A 22,416-nucleotide genomic window follows, 5' to 3' on the forward strand; every position below is an offset into this window, starting at 1 on the left:
GATCCCCAACCGCCGCCACCCTGCGGACGCACCGAAACCAAGCGCTCTGCCGGGTACCGAACGGTCACCAGCGCCCCTGTTAGACCACTCTGTCCGGGAAGGTTTTCGATCCCCAACCGCCGCCCCCAGCGGACGCACCGAAACCAGCCCTCTGCAGGGCACCGAACAGTCACCACCTCGCAGGGGCGTGCTGGAGCGCACATCTGACGGTGGCCCAACCGTCGCTGCCCGGTAGGTGTGTGAGGGGCCAGACCTCTGGCGGGCACGAGCGAAACCGCCGCGTGTTGTCGGACTGTTCCGGTGCGGCGCCGCTGAACGTGAAACCGGCTGCGCCGACCTAATGTTCGCGGCTGAGTTCGGTCACCGTGCCGAGATAGCTGGTGGCGTAAAGGGCGTTCAGATCCCAGCCCGGACCGGAGCCGAATTCGACCGCGGTGGTGAGCGGCAGGCCGTCGGCGACGGTGCAGGAGGCGCCGGTGTTCGGATCGAGTCGCACCACCTTGCCGCCGGTACTCAGCGCCAGGTACACGTTTCCGTCGGGGCCGACGGTGAGATCGTCGCCGCCGTTGAGTGGGCCGAAGCCGGGCAACGTAAACAGGGTCGGGTCGGAGCCGGGGCGGTCGATGTCGTACATGGCGATGGTGGTGGTCGGGTCGAAGGTGGTCGAGACGAACAGCCGACGTCGCTCGGCATCGTAGGTGACGCCGTTGGTGGAAGTCGGTCCGGCGAGCGGTCCGGCGTAGGACCCGTTGCGCACCAACGAGACCCGTTGATCAGGTCCCATGTCGGAGGTGAAGACGAAGTCGCCGTTGGGTAGCTGCGCGAGGCCGTTGGGCAGGCGCAGATTCGCCGCGACGGTGGAGGTCGCGCCGTTGTTCAGATCGATGACATTGATGGCGCCGTCGGACTTGGCGGACAGCACCGCGGACAGGCTGAGTCCGGAGACGTAATAGGCGGTATCGCCCGAAACCAGCACCGCGCCTGGGCCATCCACCATGGTGACGGTGCTGCGCGCGCCGACGTCGAGCCGCCGAATCGCGCCGCCGACACCGCTGGCCGCCTGATCGGACAGCAGCAGGCCGCCCCGGCCGTCGAATGCCAAGCCCTCCAGCATGTTGTAGCCCGAGGCCACGACACTCCTGCTCCAGCTGCCGCAGCTCGCGGCGGGAGTAGTGTCGGCGGTGGCCATCGGTCCGCCGCCGGTGAGGGTGAGCGCCACACCGCTCAGCGCCGTGCAGGCCGAAATGGCAACGTTGCCACGAGTTCTCATATCGGGTGCCTCATCTCGGCATAGCGGCCGCGACCGGCGCTGCTGTCGAAAGTCGTCGGAGGTAGGAAACCCGGGGCACAGTTGAATCTGCGCTGACTCGGCACCGCTCCGGGGTGGGAGTACGAACGGTGCGCGCGGAGTGGCTACTTCACGGATCGGATCACGATGTGACGCAACATCTGGCAGTACGGTAGTCCCGGCCTCATCCTTGTGCAACATAGAGAAGGATCGCTCGCATAAAGACGTGCGTGAAGGCCTACCGCGTCTGGAGATGGCAATCGACCGCAATTACCGTGTCCGCAACGGATTTGCCGATCGCTCAGATAGTCCGCCAGCGGATTGCCGACAGCGACGCAACCCGCGTGCGCCTCAAACGTATTCGGTGGATGTGACCCGTGTGAGCCGCACCGTATTCGGTGGATGTGACCCGTGTGAGCCGCACCGTATTGGGCGGATGTGACCCGTGTGAGCCGCACCGTATTGGGCGGACGTGACCTGTGTGAGCCGCAACGTATTCAGCGGGCGCAACTCGTATGAGGCTCAACGTATTCGGTGGACGCGATTGGTGTGAGCTGTAGCGTATTGGGCGAACGCGGCTCGCGTGAGCTGCAGCGTATTCGGTGGACGTGACCTGTGTGAGCTGCAGCGTATTTGGCGGGCGCAACTCGTTTGAGGCTCAACGTATTCCGTGGATGCGGCTCGTGTGAGCTGCACCGTATTTGGGCGGACACGACTCGTGTGAGTCTCAAACGTGTTCGGCGACAACCTCATGGATGCCGGGATTGGCCTCCGCGACCTTGCGGGCAGTCTCCACCGAGGCGACTACCGCTGCGTTCGTCCCCGCGGCCTCGCAGGCTTCCGCGCTGTCCCAATGCGCGGCGTTCACAAGCTGAAACCGCATGTCCGGCAACAGTGCCCGATGCAGCCGCACATCGCGGAAGCCCCGCGCCTTCCGCATGAGAGCGGCGCGTTCGCGCCACTGCTCGACGAACTGGTCGATGTGCTCGGCGGATATCTCGATCACGTTGATGAACGTGACGCCCTGGTCGGTCATGGTCAGTCGTTCCATCCGTTGTATCCGAAGAGCATTTCCAGTGTCGCGTAGGGCAGTTCCGGATGACGTTGGTGCACAAGCTCGCCCGGCAGCGTGCATGGCGGCGCCTTCAGGGGGTTGGCGAGGGCTTGCAGTTCCACCGAGCGGGTGAGTGCGGGAGTGCCGCCGAGGCGGGGGTAGGCGCGGTGGGTCAGGTCCGCGAAGCCCGGCGGGAGGTCGGCGGGGCTGCCGCCGACATCGATGCCGATACCGTGGGCGGCGATCCAGATTTCGGCCGGCCGGCGTCGGCGGTAGACCGGTGAGTCGGTGAAGTTGTTGGTGTGCACGGCGATGCCGTCCCAGATGATGTCGACACGCTCATCCGTGACGCCGTTGTCCTCCAGGAAGCAGGCCGCGAAATCGGCGCCGTCGAGTTCGAATTGCTGGTTGCCGTTCGCGGATTCGGACAATCCGATGTCGTGCAGGGCGCAGATGAGGAACAGGTTTTCCTCGTTGTAGTCCTGATCTGGTTGCAGCCCTTGGGTGTTGGCGTGCGCACGAGCGAACAGGAAGCCGCGGATGCTGTGATTGACCAGGTGCGGCTCCAGCGCGTCGACGATCAGCCGGTGGGTCTTGTCCGCCAGGGGCGTGGAAGGTAGCGCCAGGGTCTCGGTTGCGGTGGACATACGTTGTCTCCTTTGCGAATTCAGGCCGCGGAACCGGGCCGGACGATCATGAGGACCACGACGGCCGTCCACAGCAGGTTGTAGATGCCGGCGAGCATGGACAGGGTGCGCAACTGACGGCCGTCGTCGGGCGCGGCGAGCGCGGTGCGCTGCAGGGGATAGATCTGCAGGGCGACGAGTCCACCGGCCACGGCGGTGAGGACCATGGCCACGGTGATCCAGATTTCACCCATGCGGCCTTGGACGGCGGCCAGGACGATGCCGACGAGCGGCACGATCAGGCCGATCTTCGCGTAGCCGCCGGTGATTCGGTGCATGGCCCGGGCAACGCCGGGGCTGCGTTCGGATTCGGCTGCTACGCCGAGGGCCGGCGCGGCGAGGACCGGCGCATAGCGCGGGAACAAACTGGTCGCGACCGCCGACCCGCCCACGAACACGATGCCCGCCACCACGTGGATCGACAGCAACACATGTTCCACCGATGAACTCCCTTCATCCTTCAATGTGGTTGAAGCCTAGCGCAAGCTTCAACCACATTGAAGGATGTGTCCGGAATCACCCGTGCCGGTACGGCATCGACCTCAGGACTCGGCGAACACGGCGAGAATGGCGGCACCGACCTGCCGCAGAATCGGATCCGACTCCGGCCCGAACAGCTGGGAGTCGACCGCCGACACGGCCTTGCGTGCCTCGGCCAGCAGCCGTTTGCCCTTCGCGGTGAGCTCGATCGTCGACGCCGACCCGGCCCGCGCCGTCAGATCCTGCACCAACTCCGCGCTCACCAGCGCCTTGACCCCGTTGTGCACACTCTGCACACTCGTGCCCGACATCCGCGCCAACTCACTGAACGACACCCCGGGCAGGCTCGAGATATGCCCGAGCAAGCCCAGCCGGCCGACGGTCAGATCCAGTGGCGCGAGCGCGGCCGACAGCTCGGTCTCCACCTTGCGTGCGAGCGTCAGCACGATGATCGAAGCGCTGGTCACCGGGGGAGTAGGCCGGGCATTGTCGGTGGTCACGTGTTCATTTTCGCGCACGCGGACCGGCGTCCTGCCGGGAGCCGCCCGAGTGTGGCAGGACTCGTTGTCCGACACGCCGATTCGTCCGGCGCCAACTCCGTGGTCCTTCCGCCCCGGCTGACTAGGCTCCGCTTGTAGCAAACTGCCAGCGAAGGAGTGGGATGGGAGCGGCCGTCGGGCAGGAGGCTTGGCAGGAACTGATCGGCCGCATGGTCGTGCAGAAGCGGCGGCTGGTGGAGTTCCGGGAGTACGAGTCCGATACCCGGCCGAATCCGGGTGCGAGCGAGGAGAGATTGCGGGCGGCCGAGCTCCGGCTGGGGCGGCCGCTGGATCCGCAGTACCGGGAACTGCTGGCGGTGGCCGACGGCTGGGACTACTTCGACCTGTCCTATTCGCTGCTCGGGACCGAGGACATCGGCGCAGGTGCACGCTGGGCCTCGGGCTTGATGCAGGCCGATATCTGGTTCGACGACGAAGAGTGGGCCGAGGAGGTCGGCGCGCCCAACGATCCCGCGCAGTATCAACTGGTCGTCGAGAACGACATCGGCTACGCCGGCAACATCTTCCTCTTCGCCGGGCAGGCGACCCGCTTGGTCACCGGAGCGGCGGTCCCGCTGCCGCCCGAGATGACCTACCCGGATCTCTTCAGCTTCTTCAGCGCCGAGCTCGACAGCATGATCGCCGAGGCCGATCAGGCAACACTCGGCGAATACTCCGAGCCGTGGTGGGGCCGCAACTTACGCACCCATCCGCCGACCCTGGCCGAGATCGTCGCCAAGATCGCCGAATTGCACGCCATCGGACGCCCGGACACCCCGCCGCCGCTGCATCCGGGCGCCACCGACTACGAACTGGCCCTGCTGCACCGCAACCTCGGCGGCTGCCTGCATCCGGAACACCGCGAGCTCCTATCGGTGTCCAACGGCCTGAGCACCCCCTATCACGGCGTCGGCGACATCCTGTCGGTGCAAGAGATCCTCGACGGCGCCCGCTGGCGAGACATGCTGGCGCGCAAGCAGATCGAAGACGACCGCTGCTACCGCGACCAAGTCCTCTACCGCCGCGACTCCGACCTCCCCGACCCCGAACCACTCGCCCCGGTCGCCGAACGCATCGGCTACATCCCCGCGGTCCCCTTCGCCATCTCCGGCTCCGACCCCCAGGGCATCGACACCCGCGACGGCCACGTCCGCGACCTCCTCATGGACGTCACCGTCTCCCGCGGCGCCCACCGCACCTCCGCCGGCACCGTCCGCGCCCACCTCCTGCACGCCTGCTGGCGCATCTGGTGGGAAATCGGCTGCCCCAGCGGCGAATGCGGTCGCTGAGCCGACGGGCCACGGAGAGCCCGCCTGCTGGCGCATCTGGTGGGAAATCGGCTGCCCCAGCGGTGATGTGGTCGCTGAGCCGACGGGCCACGGAAGGCACCCCTGCCAGCGCTTTCTTCAAAAAACAGCACAGCGTGGCGGTGCGGGACTTAGCATCCGCTTACGCTGCTGGCTCGTAGCTGCTGGACGAAGGGATCGCCGATGACCGAGACACTGGCTTCGCTGCGCCCTCGTGACGACGACGCGATGCGGGGCGAATTGCGCCTGGTCGCGCGCGACTCGGCAGCCCCGGTGGTTTTCGGCGGCGCCGTGCTGGCGGGCGACGTGCTGATGCTGTCGGAATTCCTCGGCACCCGCACCCGCGGGCTGCATGGGTTGCTGATTCCGCCGGCGAGCGGCCTGGGTGGCCGGGTGGTCGCGCTGCGCCAGCCCGCCGGCGTCGCGGACTATCCGAACGCGCCCTCGATCAGCCACGACTACGACCGGGTCGTTGTCGGCGAAGGCATCCGGTCGGTGGTTGCGGTCCCCGTGGTGGTGGGCGGGCAGGCACGCGCTGTGCTGTACGCGGCCGGCCGGAGTCAGCCGGTCGGCGACCGGGTAACCGATGTCCTCGCCCGGTCGGCGTCGCGGCTCGCCACCGAACTCGCGATCCGCGACGAAGTGGACCGGCGCATGAAGATGGCGCGGGCCGCGGCCGTCGCCACCGGCGCGGCCGATTCCGCACGAGCCGAGGGAATTCGCGGCGTCCACGCGGAACTACGCGGAATCGCCAGTGCCGTAACCGATCCCGTGCTGCGACGCACCCTGTCCGCATTGTCGGAGCGGCTCGCCGCGGTGATCTCGGGCGAGGATGCGCCCATGACCGACGTGACCTTGTCGCCACGCGAGCTCGATGTGCTCGCCCACGTCGCCCTGGGCTGCTCCAATGCCGAAGCGGCGGAACGACTATCGCTCCGCATGGACACGGTCAAGGGCTATCTGCGCAGTGCCATGCGCAAACTCGATGCGACCTCCCGGCACGAAGCGGTGGTGAACGCGCGTCGCATGCGGCTGCTGCCCTAGCGGATAGCCGCACCCTTGCGGGGCCGCGCCACTCCCTTCTTTCGGGGGTGGTTGCGCCGTGACCCGCATCACTATGGTCCCTTTCACCCTGCACACCCGACCGGATGGCGCAGGGGGCGTGAGAAGAGGATCCACATGACAAACCTGTCGCCAACCCAGGCTCCGGTGCCGCCACCCGGCACGAGCGTGCGCCGGGTGGCCGTAGCGAGCTGCATCGGCACCACCATCGAGTTCTACGACTTCTTCATCTACGGGACCGCCGCCGCGCTGGTCTTCCCGAAGGTGTTCTTCCCGGCGCTCGGATCGACGGCGGGCACCGTCGCCTCCTTCGCGACCTTCGCGGTCGCCTTCTTCGCCCGCCCGGTCGGGGCCATGCTGTTCGGCCATTTCGGAGATCGGCTGGGCCGCAAGAAGACTCTGGTCTCGACCCTGTTGCTGATGGGTGTCTCCACGTTCCTGATCGGCCTGCTGCCCGGCGCCGCCACGATCGGCGTCGCCGCGCCGATCATCCTGGTGCTGTTGCGTTTCGGTCAGGGTTTCGCGGTCGGCGGCGAGTGGGCCGGCGCCACCCTGCTGACCGCCGAATACGCCCCACCGGGCAAACGCGGCCTCTACGCCATGTTCCCGCAGGTCGGTCCGGCCTTCGCTTTCCTGTTGTCCAGCGCCACCTTCCTGATCACCGGCCAGCTGCTGGGGGACACCAACCAGGCCTTCCTGGACTGGGGCTGGCGGATCCCGTTCCTGTTCTCCATCGTGCTGGTCGGCATCGGGCTGTACATGCGGCTGGCCATCGAGGAGACGCCGGTCTTCAAAGCGAATGCCGCCCTGACGACCGCGCCCGCCCGCCTGCCGTTCCTGGACGCCGTACGCTTCCAGACCCGGGAAATCCTGCTGACCGGCGGCACACTGGCCATCCAGTTCGGCTTCTTCTACATGGGCACCGCGTTCCTGGCCAGCTACGGCACCAAGACGCTCGGCTTCACCCGTCCGTTCGTGCTGACCGTGGGCATCGCGTCCGCGCTGGTATTCGGTGCGGCGATCGTGGTCTCGGCGCTCTACTCCGACCGCATCGGCCGGCGGCGCGTGGTCATGTACTCCTCCGGCGCCGCCGTGATCTGGGCGCTGCTGCTGTTCCCGCTGCTCGACACCCGCTCGCCGGTGGCCTTCGCGATCGGAATCGCCATCACCCTGGGCATTTTCGGCCTCGCCTACGGCCCGGTCGGCGCGATGCTGCCGGAACTGTTCGAGACTCGTTTCCGCTACACAGGAGCCGGGCTCGGCTACAACCTGGGCGGCATTCTCGGCGGCGCGATTCCGCCGTTGATCGCCACTCCGCTCGCCGCGGCCTACGGCAGCAATGCGATCGGCGTGCTGCTCGCCGGTATCGCGCTGCTCAGCTTCTTCTGCACAAAGGCGCTGGTGGAGACCAAAGACAAGGCACTGTAACTGTATTCGCTCGTCACGTTCGATCAGGAGAAAGATCATGACCGACCCCGCCGTCCGCGTCCGGCAACTGCTCGAGGAGTACGGCTCCCCGCAGGCGTGCGCCGCCGAGCTGCTGTGCGATCGGCACCCGGCCGACGCCGTCGCCTTCACCGTCATCGAAAACGATTTGTCCGCAACGGATCTGACGTTCGGTGAACTGCGTGAGCGGTCCACCCGGTTCGCGGCGGCGCTGGCCGGTCTCGGCGTGCAGCCTGGTGACCGGGTGGGCGTGCTGATGGGCAAGTCCGCCGATCTGGTGACCGTGCTGCTGGGCATCTGGCGGCGGGGTGCGGTGCATGTGCCGCTGTTCACGGCTTTCGCCGCACCGGCGGTCGCCTTCCGTTTGGCGTCGAGCGCGGCGAAAGTCGTTGTGGCCGATGCGGATCAGCTGTCCAAGCTGGCGCCCGGCGAGGATATCCCCGCCGATCCAGCGTGGCAGGTGATCGTGGCGGGAGAGGCCGAGGGCGAACTGTCGGTCGGTGGCCCGCTGTCGCAGTACTCCGCCGATGACCCGCGCGGCGCGGCAGTGGCGGTCGGGCCGGACGGGCTGCTCGTCCAGCTTTACACCAGCGGCACCACCGGCACACCCAAGGGCGTGCCGGTACCGCTGCGGGCGCTCGCGAGTTTGCAGCTCTACCAGGAGTTCGGCCTCGACGTCCGGGCCGAGGACGTGTACTGGAACATCGCCGACCCCGGCTGGGCCTACGGGCTGTACTACACCCTGCTCACTCCGCTGGTGACCGGAATGCGCAGTCTCCTCTTGCATTCCGGCTTCTCGGCCGCGCTGACCTGGCAGGTGCTGGAACGCTTCGGCGTCACCAATTTCGCCGCCGCGCCCACCGTGTACCGCGCCCTGCGCGCCGACAGCGCCACCGCCCCAACCGGTTTGGCGCTGCGCCGCGCCTCCTCGGCGGGTGAACCGCTGACCCCGGACATCCCGGCCTGGTCGGTCGGAACTCTCGGCCTGGCAGTACGAGACCACTACGGCCAGACCGAAACCGGCATGCTCATCGCCAACGCCTGGCAGGACGACGTCCGCACCGAGACCCGGCCGGGCTCGATGGGCCAGCCACTGCCCGGTTTCACCATGGCGATCCTCGCCGAAGACGCCGACACCGTGCTCGGCCCCCGGGAGCAGGGCCGGGTGGTGGTCGATCGGCAGCAGAGTCCGGGCATGTGGTTCCCCGGTTATGTGGACGCGCCGGAGAAGACCGCGTCCCGCTATGCCGGAGAAGGCCGCTGGTACCTCACCGGCGACGCGGGCATGGTCGACGAGGACGGCTTCTTCTACTTCTCCGCCCGCGACGACGACGTGATCATCATGGCGGGCTACCGCATCGGCCCGTTCGACGTGGAAAGCGTTCTGGTACTGCACGACTCGGTAATAGAAGCCGCGGTCGTCGGCATGCCGGACGAGCTGCGCGGCGAGGTGATCGAAGCGTTCGTGGTGCTGCGCGAGGGCATAGCACCGGGTCCCGATCTGGAAACCGAACTGCAGCAGCTGGTGAAGACGAAGTTCGCGGCGCACGCCTACCCGCGCACCGTTCACTTCGTCGACAGCCTGCCGAAGACCCCTAGCGGGAAGGTTCAGCGGTTCCTGCTGCGGCAGCGCTGATCTCGGCCTGCTCCGCGTGCTGGTCCGCCGTGGTGAGCTCACCCCGGCGGACCACCACGACACCGACGAGAATCAGTGCGCCACCCAGCAATTGGATCAACCGCGGCGCCTCACCGAGCAGCATCCACGCGAAACTCAGTGCGGCAAGGACTTCGAAGAGCGCGACGAAAGAGGCCAGGCGGGAGCCGAGTAGGCGGGTGGCGGCGATCCCGGAGACGTAGGCGAAAGCCGCCGTGACGACGCCGAGCACCAGCACCGGGACCCACCGGTCGACCGTGAAGTCCTGGAACACCACGGGATTCGTGGCGAAATCCAGCGGGACCAGGCCGAGCGCGCCCGCTACGAGCAGCACCAGCCCGCCGATCAGCAGCCCGCCCGCGGCCAGGACCGTGCCGGGCAGCGAGCCGTCACCGTGCGCCGAGAGCACGAAATACGCTGCCGCGCCGATCATCGCGGTCAACGCCCAGGCGATTCCGATCCAGCTGGCGGCCAGGCCCGAGCGCAGGTCGATGACGAGCACCAGGCCGGTCAACCCGATCAGCCCGCCCACAACCGTCCCCGCACCGGGGCGCTCGCGATGGCGCAGCCACAGATAGGCCACGACGGGGATCGGCGCGGTGTACTCGATCAGCAACGCCACGCCGACTTCCATGTACCGGACGGCGTTGAAGTACGCCAGCTGCGTGCCCGCGACGGCGAGCAACCCGTAGGCGGTGATGAGGGCGGCGTTGTGCCGCAGCAGCTGCCAGTTGCCGCGCAGCTGAACCGCCGCGATCGGCAGCAGCACGGCGGCGGCCACCAGCACCCGGACCGCGACCGCGGCCGCGGCGCTCCACCCGGCGTCCATCAGGCCGCGAGCCAGCGAGCCGGACAAACCGAACGACGTCGCCGACGCCACCGCGATGATCAGCCCGGATCTCAGCCGCCGCACGTTTATGTCATGAGTCATCGTCGCCATGGCTAATGACGCTACGAGCGGCTTGGTAATATGTCAACATGACTTTTGCTCATGACACCGAAGCGTCGCTGATCGCCGCGGTGGAGCTGGTGAACTCGGCCGAGGACCCGGACACCTTGACCGAGATCGCGCACCTGGACCGGTTTTTCGTCCAGCACCTGTACACCGGCGTGCACGCCGGCACCGCCGCTGAGCTCGCCGCGGTCCGCGCCCTGCGCCCGGCGCTGCGCCGCATGCTCACCAGCGACCGAGATACGGCGGTGCACCTGGTGAACGAGACCCTGGCCGAGCACCGCGCGTTGCCGCAACTGGTCCGGCACGGCGAGGTCGACTACCACATCCACGCGGTGCCCACCGACGCTCCGCTCCCGGTCCGCATCGCCGTCGAAACCGCCATGGCGCTGATCGATCTGATCCGCTCCGACGACATGAGCCGCCTGTCGATCTGCGCCGACGCCTCCTGCGACGGCATCGTGCTCGACCTGTCCCGCAACCGGTCGCGCCGCTATTGCAGCACCGCCTGCGGCAACCGCAACGCCGTCGCCGCCTACCGCGCCCGCAAGAAGTGAGCGCCACCATTGAGTTCAGCGCGAACGTAATCCTCGCCAGGACGGCACTTCGTTCCTAGCGTCGGGGCATGAGCGAACCCACCTCCCTGCCAGACTGGAGCTTCGAGACCAAGCAGGTCCACGTCGGGCAGGTCCCCGACACCAACACGCAGGCCCGCGCCCTGCCGATCTACCAGACCACCTCCTACACCTTCCGGGACACCGGCCACGCGGCGGCGTTGTTCGGGCTGGCCGAGCCGGGCAACATCTACACCCGCATCGGCAATCCGACGCAGGACGCGGTGGAACAGCGGATCGCGGCGCTCGAGGGTGGTGTGGCCGCGCTGCTGCTGGCCTCGGGCCAGGCGGCCGAGACCTACGCGATCCTGAACATCGCCGGCGCGGGCGACCACATCGTGTCCAGCCCGCGGCTGTACGGCGGCACCTACAACCTCTTCCACTACACGCTGCCGAGACTGGGCATCGAGGTGTCCTTCGTCGAGGACCCCGACGATCTGGCGCAGTGGCGTGCGGCGATCCAGCCGAACACCAAGGCGTTCTACGGCGAGACCATCTCGAATCCGCAGAACCACATCTTCGACATCCCGGGCATCGCGGAGATCGCGCACACCGCCGGGCTGCCGCTGATCGTCGACAACACCGTCGCCACCCCGTATCTGATCCAGCCGCTCGCGCACGGCGCCGACATCGTCGTGCATTCGGCGACTAAATACCTCGGCGGCCACGGTGCGGCGATCGCGGGCGTCATCGTCGACGGCGGCACCTTCGATTGGACTGTGCGCGAGGGCGATTCGCCGCGATTCCCCGGCTTCGTCGAGCCCGACCCCAGCTACCACGGCGTGGTGTACGCAGACCTGGGCGCGCCCGCCTACGCACTGAAGGCCCGCGTCCAACTGCTGCGTGACCTGGGCGCGGCCATCGCCCCGTTCAACGCCTTCCTGATCAGCCAGGGCCTGGAGACGCTGAGCCTGCGGGTGGAGCGCCACGTCAGCAACGCGCAGGCGGTCGCGAAGTTCCTATCCGAGCGCCCGGAGGTCACCTCCGTCTCCTATGCGGGCCTGCCCACCTCACCATGGCACGAACGCGGAAAGCAGTTGGCGCCCAAGGGCGCCGGCGCCGTCATCGGCTTCGAACTGGCGGGCGGCATCGACGCGGGCAAGAAGTTCGTCGACGCGCTCACCCTGCACAGCCACGTCGCCAACATCGGCGATGTCCGGTCCCTGGTCATCCACCCCGCCTCCACCACCCACTCCCAGCTCACCCCGGAGGAGCAACTCGCCTCCGGCGTCACCCCGGGCCTGGTCCGGCTGGCAGTCGGCATCGAAGGGATCGACGATATCCTCGCCGACCTGCGCACCGGATTCGCCGCCGCGGCGCTGTAATCAGGTCAGGTGATCGAAATCGCCACGTACCCAGCCGATATAGCGCTCCGCTGACCGGCGGACGGTGGCGCGAGCATCACCGTCGACGGTTTTGCCGAAATTGTCGTAGAGGCGGTCGAATTCGAATTCCTCGACCGCCTTGGTGACTCGTTCGACGACGGCGGGGGAGAGCGGGATCCGGTTGGGGTAGCTGCGCATGAAGGCGACGGACTTGCGGTCCGGGTTGGCTTGGACGGTATCCGCGCTGAACAGCACGCCCCGGCCCTCGGCTCCGGCGGCCCAGTGCAGGACCGCGCTGCCGGGAAAGTGCCCGCCCAGCTGGCGCAGGGTGACGCCCGGCAGCAGGTCGACCTGACCGGACCACGGCCTAATCATCTTGTCCGGGCGCGCGATCCACTCCAGGTCGGGCTCGGCGACCAGCACCGGCACGCCGCCGAGTGCCCGGCTCCACTCCACCTGCACGCCGTAGTGGTGCGGATGACTCGGCACGATCGCGACGACCTCGCCGAGTTCGAGGACGAGGCGGGCCGCGTCGGCGTCGACATAGCCGGTGACATCCCACAGCACGTTCCCCGCCGGGGTGCGCAGCAGATGCGATTCCTGCCCGATCCCGAACTCCGGTTCGACCGTCAGGCCGAACAGGTCCGGCTCCAGTTCCCGCAGCGCGACCTTGTGCCCTTGCGCCGCAAGCTCTTCGAGCGTGATCCACTGCTGGCCGGCGGCGGGCACCCACTGTCGTTCGTCGGCGCAGATGCGGCACACCTGTGCCGCGGCATCGTGTTCGACCGCGCAGGTCCGGCAGATCTTCCACATAGTCACCTCCACGTTGTACACGCGGGCCCGAACTCGGCGCAGCGAAACCTACAGTTGCGCCGTGGGCTCCAGCACCTGGCTGCGCAGATAGCCGAGGATGTCGGCGCGTGCGGCCGCGGCCGCGGGGACCAGTCTCGGCATGCTGAGGAAGGCGTGCGTCGCCTCGGGATAGCGGGTCAGCGTCACCTCGACGCCTGCCGCCCGGAGCCGGTCGGCGTAGGCCGGTGACTGGTCCTCCAAGGTGTCCAGCCCCGCAGACGCGATGAAGGCCGGAGCGAGCCCCGAGAGATTCGCGTGATGCAGTGGGGACATCGAACGCGGGTCGAATCCAGTTGGCAGCGTAAGACGTTGCACCGCACGGCAATTGCCCGGAGTCGCGGTCGGCGCGTCCGCGTTCTCGGTGAACGAGGGATACCGGAACACCTGCTCGGTCCAGTCGAGCTGGGGATTGATCAAAACCTGTGCGCGAACGTGGATGTCGAGGTCATTCGCGTTGATCGCCGTGAGAGCGGCGAGCGTGGCCCCGGCGCTGGAGCCGAGTACGACGAGCCGGCGCAGATCGGCCCCCCACTGCCCGGCCTGTTCGACCAGGCGTGACACCGCGTCGTAGGCGTCGGCGACCTGCGCGGGCGCGGGGTGCTCGGGCGCCAGCCGGTAGTCGACCGAGGCGACCACGGCGGGCAGGTTCGCCGCCAGATGGCTGAGCAGCCAATCGTCCTGGGCCGGTGTGCCGCTGATGAACCCGCCGCCGTGGAACGCGACGATCAGCGGCAGCGTCGAACCAGCCTGGACGGGTTGGTACAGCCGGACGTTCAGCTCCCGCCCCGGCAGGTCGAGGGCGTGCGTGCTGATGCGCGCGCCGCGGTCGAGCTTGCCGAGAACGAACTTGCCGAGCGCGGAATCGAGCTTGCGGTCCTGCGCTTCGCGGAGTTCGATGGCCTGCTCCGGTGTGAGCGAATCCCAGTCCACCTTCGGTGAGACCTTGGCCAGCAGCCGCATTCGCGGCGGGATTGTGCCTCGCATGATGTGCCTTTCGAGCTATGAAGTCAGGTCAGGTCAGGGCGCGGCGCAGGACCGCGCCCAGTTCGGCGTTCTGCCGTTGGGAGATCTCGGCGGAGAGGATCACGTGCGATCCGTGGAAAGTGCCGGGCCACTGGTGCATTTCGACCGGCACGCCCGCCCGCAGCAGGCGCAGCGCGTACTCGATGCCTTCGTCCCGGTTCGGGCAGAACTCAGCGGTGGCGATGTAGGCGGGTGGCAGGCCGGACAGGTCGGTGGCCCGTGCCACGGCGGCATACGGTGTGGCCGGAGTGTCACCCAAGTAGTGCGCCCACATCTGGCTGACCTTGCCGCGGGTCACGAACGGCGTATCGGTGAAATTGGTTGCCGACCAGGATATTTGGCGGTCGTCCAGGCCGGGCTGGTGCAGCAGCTGGAAGCGGATCGGCGCGCTCTGCTCATCGCGCACCCGCAGCGCCACCGCGGCCGCGATGCCCGCCCCGGAACTGTGCCCGCCGATCGCGATGCGCGCCGGATCCAGGCCCAGTTCGTCCGCGTGCTCGGCCACCCACAGCACCGTCGCGTAGACATCGTCGTGCGCGGCGGGAAACGGGTTCTCCGGGGCCAGCCGATACGCCACCGAGATGACCGTCGCACCGGAATTCCGGGCCAGCGTGGCGGCCCAGGGCTGCTCGGTATCCAGATCGCCCATGACGAAGCCGCCGCCGTGCAGCCACACGATGGCTCCGTTGGCGTCCTGGGGCCGATAGATCCGGATCGGCACCTCGGGCTCGCCCGGCACCATGCGTTCCTCGATGTCCAGGCCGGTGGTGTCGACCGGGATCGAGGCGGTCAGCTCGGCGAGTATTTTGCGCGAGGCGGGCGGGTCGGACAGGTCCGCGGGCGGGAACAGCGCGGTGAACGGTTCGAGTTCGGGATCCATGACACCAATCGTCGCGGCCCGCGCTCCCGGGGTCATCCGCCATTCGTCGCGCGATCCGGCCTCGCCGCGCGACGATCGCCGCGTACCGTCGAAGCGTGGATGCGTTGATCGTGCGGCTGTCGCAATTGGATACCGAGGCCGAGGGCGCGCTGCGCGTCGTGGCGTTCTACGACACCCTGCTGCGCCGGCGGGTGGATCTCCCAGCGCTCGCGCGGGCCTCGGCCAATCTGGCCGAATGCGTGGCAGGCATCAGATTGGACGGCACCGGGCGCGTGATCCGATTCGCCCCCGACGGCCGGGAGGTCGCCAGCCCACCACCGGTCGCGTCGTTGACGCTGCCGATCACGCTGGACGAGGAGGAGATCGGCAGCGTGTGGCTGGAACGCACCGGCTCGTCCCGCGCCCTGGACGAACTGCTGCTGGACCGGCTCGCCATCACCACCGCCGCGGTGGTCGAGCGCTACGGCCCGGCCCGCACCACGATGGCCGACCCCGCCCTGGTGGAACTGGTGATCAGCGCCGGCACCGATGCGGCGGCCAGGGATAGAGCATTGCGGCTCTTGGGTTTTCCGGCCGACCTGCCGGTGCGCGTCATCGCGTTGCGGTCGCAGCTTCCGCTCGACCGCATCGGCAGTCTGATCTGCCCGGCCCGCCCGGTCAAGGCCGCGACGGTCGGCGACGTGGGCGTCGTCCTCGCCGCCACGCTCGACGCCACCAAATTCCCGGACGGCGTCAGCGCGGGCATCGGCAGCTCCGAGAGCCCCGAAAGCTCCTGGTATGAAGCCCGTACCGCGCTCCGCTTCAGCACCACCCGCCAGCCGATCGTGCACTACGACAGCCTGGGCGTGCTGGCATTGCTCGCGCAGGTGCCCGGAGAAGCCGTGCGCGACAACGCCGATGTCGGCGCGATCGCCGCAATCGCAGACAGCTCGGACGATCTCGACACCCTGGAGGTCTACTGCGGCACCGGGTCGCTGCGCCGCGCCGCCGACCTGCTGCATCTGCACCACAGCAGCGTCGCCCGCCGCCTGGAGCAGCTCGGTAAGACGCTGGGCTTCGAGCTCACGGAGCCCGGCGGGTTGCTGCGCGCCCGGCTCGCCCTGACCGCCTGGCGGCTGCTGCACAACTGAGGCAGATTGCCATGAGTGCGCTTCCTGGTGGCGACGACACTGTCGGCGGAGCGGCCCAGGTACCGCTCAATGGGCAATAACGCGTTCTAGATTGACGACGGTTGGCAACTCTGGTTCTCTTGTGAAACCGCCATTTATGCTGAAGCATCGCAAAGGTGTTCCTGCTCCAAATGGTTGGAACATGTAGCAGTGCAGGCTCTTTCATGAGGCGAACAGCCGATCCCTCGCCGTGAATTAGCTCAGGGGTGCAACGGGAGGGTCCGCCGATGCTCGAATTGACCGATGTAGTGCGGGAATACCGCATCGGCGGCGAGACCGTCCGCGCGCTGGACGAGGTCAGCCTGCGAATATCCACCGGGCAGTTCGTGTCGGTGGTTGGGCCGTCGGGCGCGGGTAAGAGCACGCTGCTGCATCTCCTGGGCGCGCTCGACGCACCCAGTTCCGGTTCGATTCGCTTCCAGGGCAACGAGATCGGCAACCTCGACGACAACCGGCAGTCCGAATTCCGGCGGCGTCACGTGGGTTTCGTGTTCCAGTTCTTCAACCTACTGCCGACCCTGTCGGCCTGGGAGAACGTCGCGATCCCGAAGTTACTGGACGGCACCAAGTTACGTACGAGCAAGGCGCGTGCGCTGGAACTGCTGCAGCTGGTCGGATTGAGTGAGCGCGCCGAGCACCGCCCTGCGGAGTTGTCCGGCGGCCAGATGCAGCGCGTCGCATTGGCCCGCGCACTGGTGCTGGATCCGCCGCTGATCCTGGCCGACGAACCGACCGGCAACCTCGACTCCAAGACCGGCGCCGCCATCATGGAATTGCTCGCGGACATCGCCCACGACGCCGCCCGCGCCGTTGTGATGGTCACCCACAATGCCGAGGCCGCGGCCACCACCGACCGGATCCTCACCCTCGGTGACGGCCGCATCGTGGCCGACTCCGCTGCCCTGTCCCTCGCGGAACTCCCATGACGCCGCTGCTCGATCGCTGGAAACTGTTCAGCCTGCGCGAATTTCGGATGCACCGGGGCCGCACCCTCGCCTCGATGACGGTCATGGCGGTCTCGGCCGCGTTCCTGGTCGCGGTGTTCGGCATCTTCGGATCCCTCACCAGTTCGGTGCACCAGCTGGTCGACGGCCTGGCCGGGGAAGCGACGCTGGAGGTCTCCGGCGTCACCGACGCGGGCTTCCCGGCGGCCATCCAGGCCGAGGTGAAAGCGGTGCCGGGCGTCGCGCACGCGGTACCGATGTCGCGGGCGAAGGTGCCCAGTTCGGCCGGGTCCATGCTGGTGCTGGGTACCGACGCCACCGCGAGCGTGCTGAAGAGCGACCTGCAGGATGCGGTCGAGCAGCGGCACATCACGGCGTTGGCCGCGACCGAGAAGGGCGTACTGGTCGGCCCCGGCGTCGGGGTCCCGGTCGGTGCGCGCATGCGCCTCGGCGGCTGGGAGGTCACGGTCGCGGGCGTGCTGTCGGGGGAGCGGCTGGAGCGGCTGAACGAGGGGCACTATGTGCTGGCTTCGCTGCCGCTCGCCCAGTTCGTCACCGGGCGCACCGACCGGATCGATTCCGTACTGATCGTGCCGCAGCCCGGTGTGGATGTGGCGGCGTTGCGGACGGCCGTCGACGGTGTGGTGGCCGGGCGGGCGCTGGTCGCCGAACCCAGCCTGCGCGCCGTGCAGACCGGCGGCGGCGTTCGCATGATGCAGTACATGACGCTGATGGGTGCGGCGCTGGCCTTCATCGTGGCCGCGTTCCTCATCTATACCGCGATGGGTATGGCTATCGTGCAACGGCGGCAGACGATTTCGATGCTGCGCGCGATCGGCGGGCGACGGTCGACGATCGTCGCCGACCTGCTGGTGGAAGCGGCGGTGATCGGTGTGATCGGCGGCGCCGTCGGCGCGCTGCTGGGAATCGTCATGGGGCGCATCGCGATCGGTACGCTGCCCGTGGCGCTGATGCAGTCAATGGAAGCGCGCATGGTGTATTCGCTTCCGCTGTATGCGATTCCGATCGCCATTGCGGCTGCCGCGGTCACCAGCATGGCGGCCTCGGCGGTGGCGGCACACCAGGTATACAAGGTGTCGCCGGTCGAAGCGCTGGCACCGGTCGGCGCCGGCGCGAGCGATCAGGTGCCGACGTGGCTGCGCCTCGGCGCGGCGGGCGGTGCCCTGTTCAACAGCATCGCCGCAATTGTCTTGGTGCGCATGCACCTCGGGGCGTTCCTCTGGTCGGGGCTGGCGCTGAGCCTGTTCTTCGGCGCGGGCCTGATGGCGTGTTTCGCGGCCGCCGGGCCCCTGGTCGCCGCGACCGCCCTGGTCGCGCGCGCTTTCGGCCGGGCGGGCGAATTGGCTGCTGCGACACTGGAACGCGCGCCGCGGCGAGTGTGGGCCACCATGATGACGGTGTTCCTGGCGGTTGCCATCACGGTCACCACCACTGGCGCCAACAACGACCTGCTCGGCTCGATGCGCGGTTCGATGGGCTCGGTTGCCGAGGTAGACGTCTGGGTGTCATCGCACCCGCCCGACCAATTCCCTACGGGACCAGCACTTCCCGCGCGACTACCCGCCGCGATCACCGCGCTTCCGCAGGTCGAGCAGGTCGCCGAAGCGCAGGTCGCCTACGCGACTCTCGGCGCTCACAAGGTGATGCTGTACGGCATGGCGGCCGGCGCGGTCCACCCGCTCGCCGACGGATTGACGCCCGAACAGCGGGCAGCACTGGTCTCCGGTCGGGGAGTGGCGCTCTCGCGCGATATGGCCCGCACCCTCGACGTCGACACCGGCGACGCGCTCACCATCCAGACCCCGCGCGGGCCGCAACAGACCACGGTGCTCGGTGTGGTCTCGTACTTCTCGGCCCTCACCGGCACCATCGGTATGGGACTGGACCAGATGCGCGAATGGTTCGATCGGCCGGGCGCGACCCTGCTGCAGGTCGAGGCCAAGCCGGGCGCTGACCCCAAGCAGTTGCTGGAAACCGTCCGCGGGCTGGCGCCGGACGCCCAAGTCTACTCCGGCGCAGCAGCTTTGGCCGCTGTCGAAGACTCCGCCAAACAGGGCATGGCGGTCTCGACCGCGATGTGGGTGATCGTCGTCCTGATCGCCGCGATCGCCCTGCTGAACACGCTGACGCTGTCGGTGCTGGAGCGCCGCCGCGAGATCGGGGTGCTGCGGGCCATGGGTTCCAGCCGCCGAGTCACCCTGCGCATGGTGCTCGCCGAGGCGGCGGGCATCGGAATCGTCGGCGGCGTCCTCGGTTTGGGATTCGGTCTGGCCAGTCAGTACTTCTTCGACAGCATCACCCCCAACATCATGAATGTCGAGGTGCCCTATCAACCGAGCCCGGCGGCACTAATGTTCGCCGCGGGGGCGGTGCTGCTGAGCCTGCTCGGCTCGATCCCGCCGGCGGTGCGCGCGGCCCGGCTCAACATCATCGACGCGGTCAGCGCCGACTGAATCACCAAGGCTCACATCCCTTTCTGAAATCGCGTACTGCGCCCGTTGTCGACGGCCTCGGGGGCGAGGCTGTCCACAAGCGCGGAGATCCGGCCCAGCAGCGGAGCGATGCGCCGCGGCCGATCGATGATGGCGTCACAGATCGCCTGTGCGCCCTGCTCGGGCGTCAGTCCGCGGTCACGGTAGATCGGGTTCGAGGCCGTCATCGCGGTCTGGACCAGCGGCATATAGACCGAGCTGAAACGGATGTTCTCCGTGAGTGTTTCGGCCTGCAGCGTCGCGGTGAGCGAATCCAGCGCCGCCTTGGAGGCAATGTAAGCGCCGTACCCGGGACCACCGAAAAGATTCGCCACCGACAGCACGCTGACGACCTGACCGCTGCGACGTTCCCGCATCCCGGGGAGCAGCGCCAACATGAGCCGGGTCGCCGCAAAGTAATTCAGCCGCATGGTGCGCTCGTAGTCGTGGAACCGCTCGTAGGACTCGTCGAGCCGACGGCGGATGGACCGGCCCGCATTGTTGACCAGAATGTCCACGCCGCCGTGATCGGCCAGCACCTGCGCGGCCATCGCATCGAGTGCCTCGAAATCATTGAGATCGCAAGGATATACGGCGGCCTTACCACCCAGACTCTCGATTTCGGCGGCCACCTCGCGTAGTTCCGATTCCCGCCGGGCGACCAGCGCGACGGTCGCCCCAGCCGCGCCGATCAGCACGGCCGCGGCCCGCCCGATCCCCGAGGAAGCGCCGGTGATCAGCACCGTTCGCCCCGCCACCCGATCCTCGAGGGTGTTCTTGCGCCGCAACCTGGTCACACTCACCTGCGTGTCGAGTCCACGGGGGATCATCCGGCCCAGCTCGCGAATTCCATACATAGTGATGAATGCTAAGTTATATAACTAGTGATGTAAATTGCTTCCATGGACGCCGCCAGCCTGCACCTCATCGCCCGCCGCCTGCGCAGCATCGCCTTCACGGCCACCGGCAACACCGGCGCCTACCGCTTCGCCCCCAGCGACTACGCCGTCATCGAAGATGTTGCGCTGCACCCAGATTCCTCGATCCGCGACATCACCCACCGCACCGCGATCGTGCAGAGCCTGGTCTCCCGGATCGTCGCCCGCTACCGCGACGATGGCATCCTCAGCACCGCCCCCGACCCTGCCGACGGTCGACGAGTCCTGGTCTCCGTCAACCGGAAGGTCCAGGAGGACGTCTTCCGCGCCCGCGGCCGCGCTCCGATCGACGCGGCCCTCACCACCGAACTGCCCCAGTTGACGCCGGCGCAACAACAGCGGGTGGTCCAGCTGCTGGAGGAATTGGGGAGCCTGCTGCGCGCCGCGCCGGAACGCTGACGACTCACCGTTCGCGGACATCGCCTCACGTCTCGACCGTCGGGCGCAGCCGCAGCGCCGATTCGACACCGAAGAACAGTTTCGCCATGCGATCGGTCCGGGAGAGGAGCGGGGCGATCGAGGCGGTGCTGACTACTTCGGGCTCGTTCGCACGATAGGTGACGCCTTCATGGACGACCTCGGCGGTTCCGGCCGCGAGCACGTTCTTGAGCCAGTCGGGGTTGGTGCCGTAGGGTAGCAGGATGACGAACTGGTCACCGGCTTCGGTGACGCCGATCGGCGTTTCGTAGGCCTTGCCGCTGGATCTGCCTATGTGCCGGATGACCGAAGCGGTCGCGCCGGGCTGCCCTGCGGTCTTCATGTTGTGCCGGTTGGTGAAGCGCCGGTTGAACCGGCGGACCGCCGTGAGCCCGGGGGCGAATCCCGTGCGGATCGATACCAGCACGAAAAGCACTCCCGCCAGGACCAAGCCCAGCGGCGCTCCGAGAACAACCAGAATCCAGATCCACATGATCACACCTATCTCTCTTACGTTGTAAGTCTTATGTCGTAAGGGAAGCATTACAGCGTAAGGCTGTCAAGAGCGGGGATTCTTACCTCGTACGGTAAAGTTGGCCGGCAATGGTTAACGATCAACGGCCTCGCCTGAGCCGCGAACAGATCCTCCGCGTCGCCGTTGCCCGCGCCGACCGGGACGGCGTCGAGGCCGTCACCATGCGCAATGTCGCCACCGACCTCGGAGTCGAAGCGATGTCGCTCTACTACCACGTGGCGAACAAGGCCGAACTCCTCGACGGGATGGCCGAGGTCGTGCTCGGCACCATCAACGCGGCAGTCGAACCGCTCACCGCCGAGGCGGCCGCCGACTGGAAACCGGTGCTGCGCAAGCGCATTCTGCTCGCCCGCGAGGTGCTGCTCCAACATCCCTGGGCGCCGGCCCTGATCGGGACGCGCTCACCGATGACCCTCTCGCTCATCACCTACTTCGACGCGGTCATCGGCCTGCTGCGCACCGGCGGCTTCTCCTACGACCTGGCCCACCACGGCCTGCACGCGCTGGGCAGCCGAGCCCTGGGCTTCACCCAGGAACTGTTCGGTTCGGCGGGGGAGCAGTCCGACGAGGAAGCAACGGCCCAGCTCGCGGCCATGGCCGGCCAGTTCCCGAACATCGCGGGCATGATCGCCAGCGAATCGATCCACGACGACGCCGACCCCAAACTCGGCTGGTGTGACGACCAGACCGAATTCGAATTCGGCCTCGACCTGATCCTCGACGGCCTCGACCGGCTGCGCGCCACGGCCTGACCCGGCC

General features: G+C 67.8%; 22 protein-coding genes. 11 read left to right on the forward strand and 11 right to left on the reverse strand.

Annotation, left to right across the window (positions count from 1 at the left end; translation table 11 throughout):
- Positions 1-337: 337 nt before the first annotated feature.
- The 5 genes from IBX22_RS29085 to IBX22_RS29105 all read right to left on the reverse strand — a co-directional run bounded on the left by IBX22_RS29085 (position 338) and on the right by IBX22_RS29105 (position 4,008).
- The gene (locus IBX22_RS29085) at positions 338-1,270 is read right to left on the reverse strand and encodes an SMP-30/gluconolactonase/LRE family protein (RefSeq protein WP_194818974.1); all 933 of its coding nucleotides are present in this window, start codon (positions 1,268-1,270) and stop codon (positions 338-340) included.
- Between the two features lie 745 nt (positions 1,271-2,015).
- Positions 2,016-2,339 carry an antibiotic biosynthesis monooxygenase gene (locus IBX22_RS29090; RefSeq protein ID WP_228539736.1) on the reverse strand — a complete coding sequence of 108 codons (324 nt, stop codon included), beginning with the start codon at positions 2,337-2,339 and terminating at the stop codon, positions 2,016-2,018.
- Complete coding sequence (locus IBX22_RS29095) at positions 2,327-2,989, reverse strand: hypothetical protein (protein ID WP_194818975.1); 663 nt, start codon at positions 2,987-2,989, stop codon at positions 2,327-2,329. The genes IBX22_RS29090 and IBX22_RS29095 overlap by 13 nt, the downstream gene beginning before the upstream one ends.
- Positions 2,990-3,009: 20 nt before the next feature.
- Positions 3,010-3,468, reverse strand: a complete 459-nt coding sequence (locus IBX22_RS29100) for a hypothetical protein (protein ID WP_194818976.1) — start codon at positions 3,466-3,468, stop codon at positions 3,010-3,012.
- A gap of 102 nt (positions 3,469-3,570) precedes the next feature.
- On the reverse strand, positions 3,571-4,008 hold the full coding sequence (locus IBX22_RS29105; RefSeq protein WP_194818977.1) for a MarR family winged helix-turn-helix transcriptional regulator: 438 nt from the start codon (positions 4,006-4,008) through the stop codon (positions 3,571-3,573).
- A 161-nt stretch (positions 4,009-4,169) separates the two neighbouring features.
- On the opposite strand from IBX22_RS29105, the gene IBX22_RS29110 reads away from it, so the two are divergent.
- The 4 genes from IBX22_RS29110 to IBX22_RS29125 all read left to right on the forward strand — a co-directional run bounded on the left by IBX22_RS29110 (position 4,170) and on the right by IBX22_RS29125 (position 9,498).
- Complete coding sequence (locus IBX22_RS29110; RefSeq protein WP_194818978.1) at positions 4,170-5,336, forward strand: SMI1/KNR4 family protein; 1,167 nt, start codon at positions 4,170-4,172, stop codon at positions 5,334-5,336.
- Positions 5,337-5,537: 201 nt separating this feature from the next.
- On the forward strand, positions 5,538-6,398 hold the full coding sequence (locus IBX22_RS29115; protein ID WP_194818979.1) for a LuxR C-terminal-related transcriptional regulator: 861 nt from the start codon (positions 5,538-5,540) through the stop codon (positions 6,396-6,398).
- Between the two features lie 135 nt (positions 6,399-6,533).
- Complete coding sequence (locus IBX22_RS29120; RefSeq protein ID WP_194818980.1) at positions 6,534-7,844, forward strand: MFS transporter; 1,311 nt, start codon at positions 6,534-6,536, stop codon at positions 7,842-7,844.
- Between the two features lie 34 nt (positions 7,845-7,878).
- Positions 7,879-9,498 (forward strand): AMP-binding protein, encoded by a 1,620-nt coding sequence (locus IBX22_RS29125; RefSeq protein ID WP_194819483.1) that lies wholly within the window; start codon positions 7,879-7,881, stop codon positions 9,496-9,498.
- Here IBX22_RS29125 and IBX22_RS29130 read toward each other — a convergent pair.
- Positions 9,458-10,456 carry a DMT family transporter gene (locus IBX22_RS29130; RefSeq protein ID WP_194818981.1) on the reverse strand — a complete coding sequence of 333 codons (999 nt, stop codon included), beginning with the start codon at positions 10,454-10,456 and terminating at the stop codon, positions 9,458-9,460. The genes IBX22_RS29125 and IBX22_RS29130 overlap by 41 nt on opposite strands.
- Positions 10,457-10,494: 38 nt before the next feature.
- Between IBX22_RS29130 and IBX22_RS29135 the strand changes: the two genes are divergently transcribed.
- Positions 10,495-11,025, forward strand: coding sequence for a CGNR zinc finger domain-containing protein (locus tag IBX22_RS29135; protein WP_194818982.1), 531 nt, complete (start codon positions 10,495-10,497; stop codon positions 11,023-11,025).
- A 68-nt stretch (positions 11,026-11,093) separates the two neighbouring features.
- On the forward strand, positions 11,094-12,407 hold the full coding sequence (locus IBX22_RS29140) for a bifunctional o-acetylhomoserine/o-acetylserine sulfhydrylase (protein WP_194818983.1): 1,314 nt from the start codon (positions 11,094-11,096) through the stop codon (positions 12,405-12,407).
- Here IBX22_RS29140 and IBX22_RS29145 read toward each other — a convergent pair whose 3' ends face one another.
- Genes IBX22_RS29145 through IBX22_RS29155 form a run of 3 tightly spaced genes read right to left on the reverse strand, consistent with a single transcriptional unit; the run spans position 12,408 to position 15,162 of the window.
- Complete coding sequence (locus tag IBX22_RS29145) at positions 12,408-13,220, reverse strand: MBL fold metallo-hydrolase (protein ID WP_194819484.1); 813 nt, start codon at positions 13,218-13,220, stop codon at positions 12,408-12,410.
- Positions 13,221-13,268: 48 nt separating this feature from the next.
- Positions 13,269-14,243, reverse strand: a complete 975-nt coding sequence (locus tag IBX22_RS29150) for an alpha/beta hydrolase (RefSeq protein ID WP_194818984.1) — start codon at positions 14,241-14,243, stop codon at positions 13,269-13,271.
- A gap of 28 nt (positions 14,244-14,271) precedes the next feature.
- Complete coding sequence (locus tag IBX22_RS29155; RefSeq protein ID WP_194818985.1) at positions 14,272-15,162, reverse strand: alpha/beta hydrolase; 891 nt, start codon at positions 15,160-15,162, stop codon at positions 14,272-14,274.
- Positions 15,163-15,257: 95 nt separating this feature from the next.
- On the opposite strand from IBX22_RS29155, the gene IBX22_RS29160 reads away from it, so the two are divergent.
- From IBX22_RS29160 to IBX22_RS29170, 3 genes are all read left to right on the forward strand, one after another.
- Positions 15,258-16,292: a helix-turn-helix domain-containing protein gene (locus IBX22_RS29160; RefSeq protein ID WP_194818986.1), complete on the forward strand. Its 1,035-nt coding sequence runs from the start codon at positions 15,258-15,260 to the stop codon at positions 16,290-16,292.
- Between the two features lie 266 nt (positions 16,293-16,558).
- The gene (locus IBX22_RS29165) at positions 16,559-17,257 is read left to right on the forward strand and encodes an ABC transporter ATP-binding protein (RefSeq protein ID WP_194818987.1); all 699 of its coding nucleotides are present in this window, start codon (positions 16,559-16,561) and stop codon (positions 17,255-17,257) included.
- Complete coding sequence (locus IBX22_RS29170; protein ID WP_194818988.1) at positions 17,254-19,749, forward strand: ABC transporter permease; 2,496 nt, start codon at positions 17,254-17,256, stop codon at positions 19,747-19,749. The genes IBX22_RS29165 and IBX22_RS29170 overlap by 4 nt, the downstream gene beginning before the upstream one ends.
- An 11-nt stretch (positions 19,750-19,760) precedes the next feature.
- Here the strand turns inward: IBX22_RS29170 and IBX22_RS29175 are convergent, their stop codons facing one another.
- Entirely contained in the window at positions 19,761-20,624 is an 864-nt protein-coding gene (locus IBX22_RS29175; RefSeq protein ID WP_194818989.1) for an SDR family NAD(P)-dependent oxidoreductase, read from the reverse strand.
- A 45-nt stretch (positions 20,625-20,669) separates the two neighbouring features.
- On the opposite strand from IBX22_RS29175, the gene IBX22_RS29180 reads away from it, so the two are divergent.
- Positions 20,670-21,104 (forward strand): MarR family transcriptional regulator, encoded by a 435-nt coding sequence (locus IBX22_RS29180; protein WP_194818990.1) that lies wholly within the window; start codon positions 20,670-20,672, stop codon positions 21,102-21,104.
- A 25-nt stretch (positions 21,105-21,129) separates the two neighbouring features.
- On the opposite strand, the gene IBX22_RS29185 is transcribed toward IBX22_RS29180, so the two are convergent.
- A complete protein-coding gene (locus tag IBX22_RS29185; protein WP_194818991.1) occupies positions 21,130-21,615 on the reverse strand; it encodes a nitroreductase family deazaflavin-dependent oxidoreductase in 486 nt (161 codons plus the stop codon).
- A 110-nt stretch (positions 21,616-21,725) separates the two neighbouring features.
- Between IBX22_RS29185 and IBX22_RS29190 the strand changes: the two genes are divergently transcribed.
- Positions 21,726-22,409 carry a TetR/AcrR family transcriptional regulator C-terminal domain-containing protein gene (locus tag IBX22_RS29190; RefSeq protein WP_194818992.1) on the forward strand — a complete coding sequence of 228 codons (684 nt, stop codon included), beginning with the start codon at positions 21,726-21,728 and terminating at the stop codon, positions 22,407-22,409.
- The last annotated feature ends 7 nt before the right edge of the window (positions 22,410-22,416 follow it).

The sequence above is a fragment of the Nocardia sp. XZ_19_385 genome, from assembly GCF_015355755.1.
GTDB lineage: Bacteria > Actinomycetota > Actinomycetes > Mycobacteriales > Mycobacteriaceae > Nocardia.

What these genes read in the sequence shown, in the direction of transcription:
- IBX22_RS29085 (WP_194818974.1), bottom strand. Translation starts at nt 1,270, where the DNA reads ATGAGAACTCGTGGCAACGTTGCCATTTCGGCCTGCACGGCGCTGAGC.
- IBX22_RS29090 (WP_228539736.1), bottom strand. Translation starts at nt 2,339, where the DNA reads ATGGAACGACTGACCATGACCGACCAGGGCGTCACGTTCATCAACGTG.
- IBX22_RS29095 (WP_194818975.1), bottom strand. Translation starts at nt 2,989, where the DNA reads ATGTCCACCGCAACCGAGACCCTGGCGCTACCTTCCACGCCCCTGGCG.
- IBX22_RS29110 (WP_194818978.1), top strand. Translation starts at nt 4,170, where the DNA reads ATGGGAGCGGCCGTCGGGCAGGAGGCTTGGCAGGAACTGATCGGCCGC.
- IBX22_RS29115 (WP_194818979.1), top strand. Translation starts at nt 5,538, where the DNA reads ATGACCGAGACACTGGCTTCGCTGCGCCCTCGTGACGACGACGCGATG.
- IBX22_RS29120 (WP_194818980.1), top strand. Translation starts at nt 6,534, where the DNA reads ATGACAAACCTGTCGCCAACCCAGGCTCCGGTGCCGCCACCCGGCACG.
- IBX22_RS29130 (WP_194818981.1), bottom strand. Translation starts at nt 10,456, where the DNA reads ATGGCGACGATGACTCATGACATAAACGTGCGGCGGCTGAGATCCGGG.
- IBX22_RS29135 (WP_194818982.1), top strand. Translation starts at nt 10,495, where the DNA reads ATGACTTTTGCTCATGACACCGAAGCGTCGCTGATCGCCGCGGTGGAG.
- IBX22_RS29140 (WP_194818983.1), top strand. Translation starts at nt 11,094, where the DNA reads ATGAGCGAACCCACCTCCCTGCCAGACTGGAGCTTCGAGACCAAGCAG.
- IBX22_RS29145 (WP_194819484.1), bottom strand. Translation starts at nt 13,220, where the DNA reads ATGTGGAAGATCTGCCGGACCTGCGCGGTCGAACACGATGCCGCGGCA.
- IBX22_RS29150 (WP_194818984.1), bottom strand. Translation starts at nt 14,243, where the DNA reads ATGCGAGGCACAATCCCGCCGCGAATGCGGCTGCTGGCCAAGGTCTCA.
- IBX22_RS29155 (WP_194818985.1), bottom strand. Translation starts at nt 15,162, where the DNA reads ATGGATCCCGAACTCGAACCGTTCACCGCGCTGTTCCCGCCCGCGGAC.
- IBX22_RS29165 (WP_194818987.1), top strand. Translation starts at nt 16,559, where the DNA reads ATGCTCGAATTGACCGATGTAGTGCGGGAATACCGCATCGGCGGCGAG.
- IBX22_RS29170 (WP_194818988.1), top strand. Translation starts at nt 17,254, where the DNA reads ATGACGCCGCTGCTCGATCGCTGGAAACTGTTCAGCCTGCGCGAATTT.
- IBX22_RS29175 (WP_194818989.1), bottom strand. Translation starts at nt 20,624, where the DNA reads ATGTATGGAATTCGCGAGCTGGGCCGGATGATCCCCCGTGGACTCGAC.
- IBX22_RS29180 (WP_194818990.1), top strand. Translation starts at nt 20,670, where the DNA reads ATGGACGCCGCCAGCCTGCACCTCATCGCCCGCCGCCTGCGCAGCATC.
- IBX22_RS29185 (WP_194818991.1), bottom strand. Translation starts at nt 21,615, where the DNA reads ATGTGGATCTGGATTCTGGTTGTTCTCGGAGCGCCGCTGGGCTTGGTC.
- IBX22_RS29190 (WP_194818992.1), top strand. Translation starts at nt 21,726, where the DNA reads ATGGTTAACGATCAACGGCCTCGCCTGAGCCGCGAACAGATCCTCCGC.